We start from the raw sequence: 11436 nt of genomic DNA, 5'->3' as shown, positions 1-11436 counted from the left end.
ACCTACTAGTGTTACACATTTAGTCAATGTGTAACGGGATTTCGGACACTAACCCATTGTCTTGGAACCGTCGATTGCTTCCCTCAGCATGTCTGCGTGTCCCGCATGCTGCGAAGTCTCCGCAACCAGGTGGAGCAGGACACGTCGCGCCGACCACTGCGCTCCGGGCTCGAACCACGGCGCCGCCGGTAGCGGGTGTGCGATATCAAGGCTGTCCAACGAAATCACCAACTCGTCGGTCCGGGCTGCAATCCGCCCGTACTCGGACACGATGGATTCCACTGTGTCGTCGCCGACCATCGCGAACTCGTTCGCGCGCTCTTTCTGCATTTCTTCCGACCACGCAGACGGATCAAAATCCCCACCCAGTCCGGCCGGCCCTTCCAGGATGAAATTGACCCATCCTCGCTCCATCTCCCCCACATGCTTGATCAATCCGCCCAGGCACAGTTCGCTCACAGTCGGATGTGACGCGGCTTGTTCGTCGGTGAGGTCCTTGACCGTGAACAGAAGGAATTCGCGATGCCGGCGCAAGCTCTCGAGAAAGTCTGCGCGCTCGCCGGTGACGGTACTGGTCGGTGCATTCATCATTGTGTCCTTTTCCTGGTCGGGCCTTGCTCGTACAACCCACGCTAGAAGCAATTGCGGACAGAAACGGTCCTCAATAAAAACTCTGAATAAAAAACTCCCGGCATCTCGTGGATACCGGGAGTTCTTCGGGCTGAAACTGAAATCAGACGGTGCGAGCCAAACGATCAGCGAGCAGACGCGTGAAGTGAGCGGGGTCGCTCAACTCGCCGCCCTCGGCAAGTAGCGCCATGCCATACAGCAACTGAGCTGTCTCGGTGAGGTTCTCGGCACTACCTTCCGCAGCCTGGGCTTCACGCAGACCTGTCACGAGCGGATGCGACGGATTGAGTTCGAGAATCCGTTTGCTGTGCGGAACCGGCTGTCCCGACGCCCGGTACATCTTCTCGAGCGTCGGCGACATGCTGAACGCGTCGCCGACGATGCAAGCAGCCGACGTGGTGAGGCGCGTCGACAGTCGCGTTTCCTTGATGTCGTCAGAGAGAGTTTCGGTGAGCCACGTCAGTAGTGCACCGAATTCCTTTTCCTTCTCTTCACGCTCGGCCTCGGCCGCCTTCTTCTCGTCCTCGGTGTCGAGGTCGACCTCACCCTTGGCAATCGACTGGAAGGTCTTGCCGTCGAAGTCGGAAACCGCGTCGACCCACATCTCGTCGACGGGATCGGTGAGAACGAGAACCTCGAGGCCCTTGGCTTTGAAAGCCTCCATGTGCGGAGAGCTTTCGATGAGGTGGCGAGATTCGCCGGTCATGAAGTAGATCTGTTCCTGACCGTCCTTCATCCGCTCGACGTACTCGGCGAGAGTGGTGACGCCCTCTTCGCTATTGGTGGAGGCGAAGGAAGAGATGTCCAGCAACGTCTTACGGTTGTCGGCATCGGCCATCAGGCCTTCCTTGAGCGCACGCCCGAACTCGGCCCAGAAGGTCGAGTACTTCTCGGGCGCGTTCGCCTTCATGTCCTTGATCGTCGAGAGGACCTTCTTGGTCAGACGGCGACGGATGGCCGCGATCTGACGGTCCTGCTGCAGAATCTCACGAGAGACGTTGAGCGAGAGGTCTTGTGCGTCGACGACACCCTTGACGAAGCGCAGGTAGTCGGGCACCAACTCTTCACAGTCATCCATGATGAAGACACGCTTGACGTACAGGTGGATGCCGGCGTTGCGCTCACGCATGAAGAGATCGAACGGCGCCGTCGACGGAATGAACAGCAGCGCTTGATATTCGAAAGTGCCTTCCGCCTTCATCGGGATGACCTCGAGAGGCTCATCCCAGGCGTGGCTGACGTGCTTGTAGAACTCCTTGTACTCTTCCTCGGACACCTCGTCCTTGGATCGAGTCCACAGAGCCTTCATCGAGTTGATCGTCTCGGTCTCGACAGTAACCTCAGGCTCTTCACCCTCGGCCGGCGTCGACGTGCGCACGACATCCATACGGATAGGCCACGCGATGAAGTCGGAGTACTTCTTGACCAGTTCCTTGATCTTCCATTCCGACGTGTAGTCGTGCAGGCCGTTCTCGGAATCCTCGGACATCAGGTGGAGCGTCACGGAACTACCCTGCGGCGCCTCGTTGACATGCTCGAGGGTGTACGTGCCCGCGCCGGTGGACTCCCAGCGCGTCGCATGGTCTTCGCCGGCGCGACGAGTCAGCAGTGTGACCTTCTCGGCAACCATGAAGGTGGAGTAGAAGCCGATACCGAACTGACCGATCAGTTCCTCGGATGCCGCAGCGTCCTTGGCTTCCTTGAGTTTACGACGCACCTCGGCGGTACCGGACTTGGCGAGCGTGCCGATCAGGTCGATGACCTCGTCACGCGACATGCCAATTCCGTTGTCGCGGATAGTGAGAGTGCGTGCTTCCTTGTCGATGTCGACCTCGATGTGGAGGTCGGAGACGTCAACGTTGAGGTCCTTGTCGTGGTACGACTCGAGACGGAGTTTGTCCAGCGCGTCCGAAGCGTTGGAGATCAACTCGCGAAGGAAACTGTCCTTGTTCGTATAGATTGAATGAACCATCAGATCCAGCAGCTGACGTGTTTCTGCTTGGAACTCGAGCTGCTCGGTATGCGCGGTCACTTCGATCCCTTTCTCTTCTCGGACTGGTCACCGGCATTTTACGCCACTGCAAAAGCTACGGACCCGGCCCTGTGGACACAAGAGAAGGCCACGCAGAAACCTGCGTGGCCTTCTCCGGGGGAATCCGTACTACTCGCCGACGTTGACCATCGAGTAGTTGGAAACATTGCCGGCGAGCACCCGCAGGTGATCGTCGGATGCACCCAGTGTGTGCTCGATGGCAACCAGACGCGAGACATAATGTCCGACTGGATATTCGGCAGTCATACCGATACCGCCGTGCATCTGAATGGATTCCTGACCGATCTGATGCGCAGCGCGCCCGACAGCCAGTTTTGCCCGCGACGCCACAACCGGATCGATGACGCCGTCAGCGATCGACATCGTTGCGTACAGGCTCATGCTGCTCGCAAGTTCGAGCGTCACGTACATGTCCGCGGCGCGGTGCGTCAGCGCCTGGAACTTCGAGAGCGAAACACCGAACTGCTTACGCTGCTTGAGGTATTCCGTCGTCAGACGCAATGCCTCGGTCATAACACCGATTGCCTCGGCACACAGTGCTGCCTGCGCCCGCACTTCTGCCTCGACGATCGCTGAACTGGCGTCGCCGCCTTCGCCGAGCGGTTCTGCGGCGGCATCGGTGAATGCGAACTGCGCGCCGCGTCGGCCGTCATGTGTGGTGAATGTGGTGCGTGAAACACCGGCACCCTCGGCATCCACCAGGAAGAGTCCGGTGCCACCGTCAGGCAGAGTCGCAGTCACGATTACGACATCGGCGCTGTCGCCCTGCAGGACTGGGTTTTTGACGCCGTTGATTGTCCATCCCGCTGCGGAGGCTGTTGCCGTGGTCGATACGGCTGCAACCGGCCAGCGTGTACCGGGTTCTGCATGGGCAAAGGCAGCCAGTGCAGTCCCCTCACTGAGCAACGGCAGGTAACGCGACCGCTGCTCAGCGGAACCGACTGCGGCAATCACACCGCCGGGCGTCAGAACGCCACCCAAATACGGCTCCGGCGCGAGTGCGCGGCCGAGTTCGGTCATCACGACCATGGTCTCGACCGGGCCGGCCCCCATGCCCCCGTCAGCCTCGGCGAACGGCAGACCGAGCAGACCCAACTCCGCCAACTGCTTCCACACATCGGCACTCCACCCCGCCTCGGTGGCCGACACGGCGTTGCGCTTCTCTGCGTCGTAACTGCGACTGAGCACCTCACGTGTGGTGTCGCGCAGCATCGTCTGTTCGTCGTTGAGTTCGAAATCCATGTCAGATACTCACAATCCGAGAATCGAAGAGGCAATGATGGAGCGCTGCACCTCACTTGATCCGCTGTAGATGGAAACCTTTCGGTAGTTCAGGTAGCGCGGTACCGACTGCTGCGCCCACTCGGGCGAGCTGATGTCAGTAGCGTCCACCGGCAACGAATCCGGTCCGGCGACATCGGCCAACAGTTCGGTTGCGGCCTGCTGCAATTCGGAGCCCCGGAGCTTGAGCAGCGACGACGCCGGATTCGGCTTGCCGTCTGCCGAACTCGCGACGACGCGAAGTTGCGTCAGGTCCAGAGCCAGGAGTTCATTTTCCAACTCCGCTAACCTGGCCGCGAACAGCGGATCCTCGAGCAGCGTTCCAGCTCCGACGCGGACCTTACGAGCCTTCTCTTTTGCCTTGGCGACAAGGGTTTTGGAGTATCCGACGCGGGTGACGCCGGTGCGCTCGTTTCCGAGAAGGAACTTGGCGTAGTCCCAACCCTTGTTCTCCTCGCCGACGCGGTTCTCCGCCGGTACTCGTACGTTGTCGAAGAACACTTCGTTGACCTCGACGCTACCGTCGATCAATTTGATGGGACGAACGGTAATACCGGGGGTTGCCAGGTCGATCAGCAGGAAAGAAATTCCGGCCTGACGCTTCGCCGCACCCGAGTCCGTGCGGACGAGGCAGAAGATCCAATCAGCGTGCTGCGCCAGGGTTGTCCATGTCTTCTGTCCGTTGACGATGTAATCGTCACCGTCACGAACAGCGGTCGTCTTCAGGGACGCCAGGTCGGAACCCGATTCGGGCTCCGAAAACCCTTGGCACCACCAGATATCCAGGTTGGCCGTCGCGGGAAGGAACTTCTCCTTCTGCTCCTGCGAACCGAAAGCCGCGATAACCGGGCCGACCATTGCGACATTGAACGGCAGCGGGTTGGGTACCGACGCCAACTGCATTTCGTCGGTGTAGATGTGGCGCTGAACCGGAGTCCAGTCCTTACCGCCCCACTCGACTGGCCAATGCGGAACCGCAAGGCCGTGTGCGTTAAGGACTTTCTGGCTCGCAACGAGGTCTTCGCGGCTCAGCTTTCCGAAACCTGCTGCGCGCTCGCGGAGTTCGGCCGAGATTTCAGTGGTGAAGAAGGTTCGCAGCTCATCGCGGAACGCTACTTCCTCGCTGGTGAGTTCAAGATTCACAGGAGACTACTTTCTTGTACAGGAGAGTCAGAAGAAGATTCGTGTCACGGTTTGCGCCACAACAGCAGGCTTGTCCGAGCCTTCGATCTCGACCGTGTTGGTGACTTGACTCTGCAGAGAACCGTTGGGCAATTCTTCGACCGAAGTCAGAACGACGGTGTTGCGAACCCGGGAACCCACCGGAACGGGACTGGGGAATCGCACTTTGTCGGAACCGTAGTTGACCAGGAGTTTCGGTCCCTCGATCCGGTACACGCTCTTGGAGAGAACCGGAATGAGTGAGAGCGTCAGATAGCCGTGCGCAATCGGGCCACCAAACGGTGATTCACGCTTCGCCCGTTCGTCGTCGACGTGAATCCACTGATGATCACCGGTCGCGTCGGCGAACTGGTGCACCATCTCGCGCGTGATCTCGAGCCACTCACTTGTTCCCAGCGTCTCACCGACCGCGCCCAGAAGGTCGCTCTTGCTCTCGAACACACGTGTCATCAAATTCTCCACTCGGTACAATTTCCGAACACTGTTAGGTAATTGCGATCATAAACTCACAGTGTAAGGTTGTCCAGTACGTCCAAGGAGGCTGATCACAATGGCGCGACCGCGCATTCCGCTGTTGAGCAGGCAAATCATCAGAGATGCAGCCCTCAAGTTGGTCGACGAGAAGGGCCTCAACGACTTCTCGATGCGCAAGTTGGCCACCGCCCTGAGCGTCCAAGCCCCGTCTCTGTACAGCCATTACGCCAACAAAGACGAACTTCTCGACGACGTCGCCAATACGATCATGGAATCCGTCGATGTCAGCGGATTCGCTTCCGGCGATTGGCGTTCGGCGCTACAAACCTGGGGGCGTTCCTACCGTGCCGCCCTCGCCCAACACCCCAACATCGTGCCGTTTCTCGCGTACGGGCCCAGCCTGCGACCTATCGCATTGGAACGGGCGAACGCCATCCACGGCGGGCTTGTCCGCGCCGGTTGGCCGCAGCGCACCGCCACCCTGATCGGCGCGTCAGTGAAATATCTGGTTGTCGGCGCCGCGATGTCGACCTTCTCCGGCGGTTTTGCCGACGATCCCGATATCTACGACGAACGCTATCCCCACCTCACCCGGGCCCATCTCCTTCGCGAGCGTGCCGCTGAAATCGACGGCGCCAGTTTTGAACTCGCACTCGACGCACTCCTCGATGGGCTCGAAGCCCGGTACGCCGCGCTGGCCGCCAACCGCCAGGAGTGATTCGCTCAGGAACGGACTGAAAGGTTCTGACTGTCGATCAAACGAAAGACACCAGTATATTTTCGACTGTGCCCGTCAACCAGTCTGCTTCTATGGAGATCATGCCTTCCGACGCCGTGAGCCCCCGCCGAGTCCTCTTGCGTCGGCTTGCAGGCGTTGTCGGAGTTACGGGAGTCGTGGTTGGCCTGGTCGCTTTGATCGCCACGAGGCTCGATGTCGACCACAACGTGGTGATCATCCTTGCGTCGTTCGCCCCGCTGTTGATGATCGCCCCTTTGATCGGCGGCTTGGTCGCCGGAATCGGTCGCCAGTGGATCGTGTGCGCAGCTTCGGTAGCCGTCTTGAGCGCCTTCGGATGGTTTGTCGGCCCGCTGTACGTGGGTGGTCCGACCGCGGTGGCAGATGGTCCGTCGATTCGCGTCATGCAAGCTAATCTGATGGTCGGTTCGGCGAACCCGGAATCACTCGTCGCCACGGTCCGCGATCGAAACGTAGATGTGGTGACCATTGACGAGTTGACGTCACGCGAGGCCGACGCTTTGAAAGCCGCAGGGCTGGAGACACTCCTACCGTTCCAGTTCTTGGTCCCCTACGCAGGCGGCGGCGGTGGCGGCGGGATTTACAGCCGATTCCCGATGTCGAATTCACGCAGCCTAGACGGCTTCTCACCCGAAACCTTGGCCGCTGAGCTGAATGTCGGCTTGCCGCAACCAGTCACGTTGTTTGCCGTGCATACTGCCGCGCCGTACATCTCACCCGCTACGGTATGGGCTGCGGAACAACGCAAGCTCGGCAGCTACATGTCGGAGGTGGCCGGCCACGACAATGTGATTGTCAGCGGCGACTTCAATGCGACTTACTCGCACAAGCAGTTTCGCGATCTACTCACCAACGGCTACTCGAGCGCCGCGGACCAGGTGGGCACCGGACTCATACCCACCTACCCCACGGACAAGTCGTACCCCGCGATCGTGGGCATCGATCACATCATCACCAAAGGTGCAGTGGCCACATCTCTCGAACGTATCGATATCGAGGGATCCGACCATCACGGACTGATTGCCGACATCACGTTGGCGTGACTATCGCAAAGTCCGGGTCCGGTTCATCCAGGTAGCCGGCAAGTTCTGCGAGCTTGGCTGGATCACCTTCCACGACAACACTTCCGTCGCCGATAGCAGCGGCTAGATCTGCGCCGCCCAGCAGCACACCCAGCAACATGGGCCGAGCCAGAGTGAACGTCGCATCCGCTGGGCCTGCATCGGCCGGCCTGTCGAAGTGGACCAGTACACCGTTGTTCAATTCCGTTCGATACAACAGTTCTTCGTCGGTGATGTTCCAATCGATGACGATGTGCGCACCCCAGGCTCGTGGACCGTCGACCCGCAGCGAGATCGCGTCGAACACCTGGCTCACCGACAGTGCCATCACGATATCGGGAGCCGACGCCTGTGTCGGCGTCCCGACCGATCCGTTGCGCAGTTCGTACGCCCCGGTGAGATAGAAGTTGCGCCAGGTTCCGTTCTCGGCGCCGTATCCGAGTTGTTCCAGCGTATCGGCTTGCAGATTCCTGGCCTCGACATTCTCGGGTTCCGCAAAAACTACGTAATTGACTACCTGTGCAACCCAACGGAAGTCGCCTTGATCGAATGATTCGCGTGCCTTGCGGAGAACTTCGGCAGAGCCGCCCATGAATTCGACGTGGCGCGTCGCGGACTCGACGGGTGGGTGCTCCCACAGGTGCGCCGGATTGCCGTCGAACCACCCCATGTACCGCTGATAGATGGCTTTGACATTGTGGCTGACCGACCCGTAGTACCCGTGGGTGTGCCACGCCTGCTCCAACGCCGGGGGCAGTTCGATAGCCTCGGCAATCTCGATACCAGTCCAGCCTTGGTTGATTCGACGCAGCGTTTGATCGTGGAGGTATCCGTAGAGATCGCGTTGCAGCGACAAAAATTCGGTGAGACGTCCGGTTCCCCAAGTGGGCCAATGGTGCGACGCGAACAACACGTCGGAACGCGCAGCATAGCGATTGATCGCTTCGGTGAGATAAGACGACCAGACGTGCGGATCCCTGACCAAGGCGCCGCGCAGCGTGAGCAGATTGTGCAAGTTGTGAGTTGCGTTCTCCGCCATGCACAGTGCACGCAAGTCCGGGAAGTAGAAATTCATCTCGGACGGCGCTTCCGTGCCGGGAGTCATCTGGAACTCGATACGAACGCCGTCGAGAGTTTCGGTGTGGCCGGTCGTCGAAATCGAATGGGTCGGCGCAATGAGCGTCGGCGTTCCTTTCGACGTCGTCTGCCCTAATCCTGCGCCTACCGCTCCGCGCGGCCCACGCGGTAGCGCTGCGCCGTACATGTATGCTGCCCGCCGAGCCATTGCCGTTCCCGCATACACGTTTTCCTCGACGGCATGTTCGACGAAACCGGTGGGAGCCAACACGACACAACGCCCCGCCGCAACATCCTCCGCAGTCGTAACGCCTTTGACGCCACCAAAATGGTCGATGTGCGAATGGGTGTAGATCACCGCTTTCACCGGGCGATCCCCGCGATGCTTCCGATAGAGAGCAAGCGCTGCGGCGCCGGTCTCCTGACTGATCAATGGATCGATGACGATGACACCGGTCTCACCCTCGATCAGCGTCATATTCGACAAGTCGAGCCCGCGTACCTGATAGATCGTCTCCGAAACCTCGTACAGTCCTTGCCTCGCTACCAGACCGGACTGACGCCACAGGCTCGGGTTGACTGTCGGAGGGCACTCCTCACCGAGAAAAGCGTAAGAATCGTTGTCCCAGATGGTTTTCCCGTTGCCGTCGATCACCGTTCCCGGATCGAGCGCGGCGATGAGCCCACGGTCTGCATCATCCATGTCAGATGTATCGGAGAAGGGTAGGGATTCAATAACTTTCGCATTTGCCGAAGCAATCGAAGCTGACGCGTCTCGCGGATCGATCATGAATATTGCCTTCCAGCAGTAAATTTAACCGAGTAATTGCGCTTTCGCCGCCGTGAATTCCTGGTCCGAGAGAACCCCGGACTCGTGCAGTTTCCCGAGTTCTTGCAGTTTCGACACCAGATCGCCCCCAGTCGACGGGGCTGGCGACTGTGCCGCCGGCTGCTGTTGCTGATAGGCCTGCTGCTCAGCTGCCTGCTGCTGTTGCTGATAGGCCTGTTGCTCGGCAGCCTTCTGCTGGCCGCGTCGATCCATCGCATTGGACGTCGCTTTTGCTGTTCCCGCGACCACCGCGGTTCGCGCTACGGTGCCCAGTAAACCGGGCCGTCCTCTACGTCCACCTCGAAAAACCATGCCGATCTCCTCTACTGAATCTACTGAAGCGCCGCGTCGACAGCGGCCACTACGACGTCGTGCGGGATCTGAACGTGCAGGACCACTTCTCCGCCGCCGGCCCGAGCCTTCGACGCAAAGTCACGTGCCCACGTCTGCTCGTAGACGATGATCGCGGCCGACGTTCCCGGTTCGAGAGACTCACGGACCACATCGAGATCCTCGTCGCTGATCAACGCTTTTGCCTCGATCGACAGTATTTCGAGTCCGATGTCGGTGAGGTCTTCATCGACATCGACCTGCCGGATGTTGCCTTCGGTGTCTTTGGCGATGTAGACGAGATCAAGCAGCGTCACAAACCCCCGCTCGACAATGTTCTGCAAGGCCGCGACGGTGTCCGGGTCCACTCTCGAACCGGGGAACGCCACCACCACCAACTCGACTGGACCGACGTTGCGTGCTTCGTTCATGTGTTCAGCGTGGCATCGTCGCCGTCGCGGATCCTCACCCGCAGAGGATGAAATTGTCAGCGACGGCGTAGAACCTCACGCATCGAACGCACGTGAACTCCGTCGGCGGCGAGTTCACGTCGAGCCTTTCCTCGCGTGACCAGTACCCCGATGATGCCGATGATCCAGACCGGATATTGAACCATCCACGCCACCCGGAAGCCGTCGAAGGTGTAGCCGCCCATGTTTCCGAGGATCACGCCCATGATCTGGATGACGATCAGGGACGCCAGGAAGCCGCCGATATTGACCATGCCCTGAGCGGTACCCATGTTGGAGCTGGGGTTGAATGCGCGGGCGTAGTCGAATCCGATCATCGAACCGGGTCCGCCGATGGAGATCACGACAATCAGAATCACCAGAAGCCACAACGGTGCCGGATGATCAAGCGACAACACGATGGTCCACATTGCGGCATTGCTGATCATGATGGACAGCACCAACCACGATCGGCGCATCGGGAAACGACCGCTGAGAATGCCGAAGATCGGGCCGGCAACAATCGCCGAGATCACCGAAAGTGTGAGCAACGAACCCACCGTTGCGTCGTCAAGACCTTGCGCCGACGACAGGTACGGCACACCCCAGAGCAAGGCGAACGTGGTGATCGAGAACTGAGTGCCCATGTGAGTGAAGAAACCGAGACGCGTGCCGGGACGCATCCACACCACCCGAATCTGTCGGACGACGTCGCGAGCACCCGCCGGAACTGTTTTGACGTCCGCGCCCGGCGGGGAGTCACGGATGATCGACAGCGCGAGGACAAAGGCGAGCAGTCCCAGGGATGCTGCGCTACCGTACGCGATCGTCCACCCGAAACCATTGAGCAACAACATGAACGGCAAGGCCGAGAGAACCTGGCCGATCTGCCCGAGAATGCCGGTGAATTGCGAAACCAGTGGCACCTGACGTGCGGGGAACCACTGCGGAACGAGTCGCAGAACCGAGATGAACGTGAGCGCATCGCCCGCACCGACCGCAATGCGCGCACCGATCGCAATCGGCAGCGATTCGGTGAGTGCAAGGGTGAATTGAGCCGACATCATGATTGCGGCACCGACCGCAATCATGATGCGCGAACCGAAGCGGTCCAGGAGCACTCCGGCTGGGATCTGCATGCCGGCATAGACCACGATCTGCAAGACGACAAAGCTCGAAAGGACACTCGGACTGATCGAGAACCGTTCTGTTGCAACGAGGCCCGAGACTCCGAACGAGGTACGATGAAGCACGGCGATCATGTAGGCGAAAACACCGATACCCCAGACCAACCATACTTTTTTCATCGGGAT

General features: G+C 59.7%; 11 protein-coding genes. 2 read left to right on the top strand and 9 right to left on the bottom strand.

Features of this window, described 5'->3' with window-relative positions; genetic code table 11:
- Positions 1–48 precede the first annotated feature (48 nt).
- The 5 genes from MTX36_RS05245 to MTX36_RS05225 all read right to left on the bottom strand — a co-directional run bounded on the left by MTX36_RS05245 (position 49) and on the right by MTX36_RS05225 (position 5596).
- Entirely contained in the window at positions 49–588 is a 540-nt protein-coding gene (locus MTX36_RS05245) for a DinB family protein (RefSeq protein WP_243618959.1), read from the bottom strand.
- Between the two features lie 145 nt (positions 589–733).
- The gene (htpG, locus tag MTX36_RS05240; protein WP_243618677.1) at positions 734–2662 is read right to left on the bottom strand and encodes a molecular chaperone HtpG; all 1929 of its coding nucleotides are present in this window, start codon (positions 2660–2662) and stop codon (positions 734–736) included.
- A gap of 129 nt (positions 2663–2791) precedes the next feature.
- Complete coding sequence (locus MTX36_RS05235; RefSeq protein ID WP_243618676.1) at positions 2792–3925, bottom strand: acyl-CoA dehydrogenase family protein; 1134 nt, start codon at positions 3923–3925, stop codon at positions 2792–2794.
- Positions 3926–3934: 9 nt separating this feature from the next.
- Positions 3935–5107, bottom strand: coding sequence for an acyl-CoA dehydrogenase family protein (locus MTX36_RS05230; RefSeq protein ID WP_243618675.1), 1173 nt, complete (start codon positions 5105–5107; stop codon positions 3935–3937).
- A 27-nt stretch (positions 5108–5134) separates the two neighbouring features.
- Entirely contained in the window at positions 5135–5596 is a 462-nt protein-coding gene (locus MTX36_RS05225; protein ID WP_243618674.1) for a MaoC family dehydratase, read from the bottom strand.
- A 100-nt stretch (positions 5597–5696) separates the two neighbouring features.
- Here MTX36_RS05225 and MTX36_RS05220 point away from each other — a divergent pair, with 100 nt between their 5' ends.
- Positions 5697–6338: a TetR/AcrR family transcriptional regulator gene (locus MTX36_RS05220; protein ID WP_243618673.1), complete on the top strand. Its 642-nt coding sequence runs from the start codon at positions 5697–5699 to the stop codon at positions 6336–6338.
- 92 nt (positions 6339–6430) lie between these two features.
- Entirely contained in the window at positions 6431–7420 is a 990-nt protein-coding gene (locus MTX36_RS05215; RefSeq protein WP_243618672.1) for an endonuclease/exonuclease/phosphatase family protein, read from the top strand.
- On the opposite strand, the gene MTX36_RS05210 is transcribed toward MTX36_RS05215, so the two are convergent.
- Genes MTX36_RS05210 through MTX36_RS05195 form a run of 4 tightly spaced genes read right to left on the bottom strand, consistent with a single transcriptional unit; the run spans position 7407 to position 11430 of the window.
- A complete protein-coding gene (locus MTX36_RS05210) occupies positions 7407–9305 on the bottom strand; it encodes an alkyl/aryl-sulfatase (RefSeq protein ID WP_243618671.1) in 1899 nt (632 codons plus the stop codon). The two genes, MTX36_RS05215 and MTX36_RS05210, sit on opposite strands and share 14 nt — an antisense overlap.
- Before the next feature lie 24 nt (positions 9306–9329).
- Positions 9330–9656, bottom strand: a complete 327-nt coding sequence (locus MTX36_RS05205) for an SHOCT domain-containing protein (RefSeq protein ID WP_243618670.1) — start codon at positions 9654–9656, stop codon at positions 9330–9332.
- Between the two features lie 20 nt (positions 9657–9676).
- Positions 9677–10105, bottom strand: a complete 429-nt coding sequence (locus tag MTX36_RS05200) for a DUF6325 family protein (protein WP_094271091.1) — start codon at positions 10103–10105, stop codon at positions 9677–9679.
- Positions 10106–10161: 56 nt separating this feature from the next.
- Positions 10162–11430 (bottom strand): nitrate/nitrite transporter, encoded by a 1269-nt coding sequence (locus MTX36_RS05195; RefSeq protein ID WP_243618669.1) that lies wholly within the window; start codon positions 11428–11430, stop codon positions 10162–10164.
- Positions 11431–11436: the final 6 nt, after the last annotated feature.

Origin of the sequence: Rhodococcus sp. ARC_M6, assembly GCF_022810305.1 — a bacterium.
In the GTDB taxonomy this organism is placed as follows: domain Bacteria; phylum Actinomycetota; class Actinomycetes; order Mycobacteriales; family Mycobacteriaceae; genus Rhodococcus_F.
Note: the sequence above shows the minus strand (reverse complement) of the source record. Positions and strands in the feature narration are given on the sequence as shown.

Excerpts from the sequence above, each read along its gene's own strand:
- MTX36_RS05205 (WP_243618670.1), bottom strand. The coding sequence starts at position 9,656 with ATGGTTTTTCGAGGTGGACGTAGAGGACGGCCCGGTTTACTGGGCACC.
- MTX36_RS05235 (WP_243618676.1), bottom strand. The coding sequence starts at position 3,925 with ATGGATTTCGAACTCAACGACGAACAGACGATGCTGCGCGACACCACA.
- MTX36_RS05225 (WP_243618674.1), bottom strand. The coding sequence starts at position 5,596 with ATGACACGTGTGTTCGAGAGCAAGAGCGACCTTCTGGGCGCGGTCGGT.
- MTX36_RS05200 (WP_094271091.1), bottom strand. The coding sequence starts at position 10,105 with ATGAACGAAGCACGCAACGTCGGTCCAGTCGAGTTGGTGGTGGTGGCG.
- MTX36_RS05220 (WP_243618673.1), top strand. The coding sequence starts at position 5,697 with ATGGCGCGACCGCGCATTCCGCTGTTGAGCAGGCAAATCATCAGAGAT.
- MTX36_RS05210 (WP_243618671.1), bottom strand. The coding sequence starts at position 9,305 with ATGATCGATCCGCGAGACGCGTCAGCTTCGATTGCTTCGGCAAATGCG.
- MTX36_RS05215 (WP_243618672.1), top strand. The coding sequence starts at position 6,431 with ATGGAGATCATGCCTTCCGACGCCGTGAGCCCCCGCCGAGTCCTCTTG.
- MTX36_RS05245 (WP_243618959.1), bottom strand. The coding sequence starts at position 588 with ATGAATGCACCGACCAGTACCGTCACCGGCGAGCGCGCAGACTTTCTC.
- MTX36_RS05195 (WP_243618669.1), bottom strand. The coding sequence starts at position 11,430 with ATGAAAAAAGTATGGTTGGTCTGGGGTATCGGTGTTTTCGCCTACATG.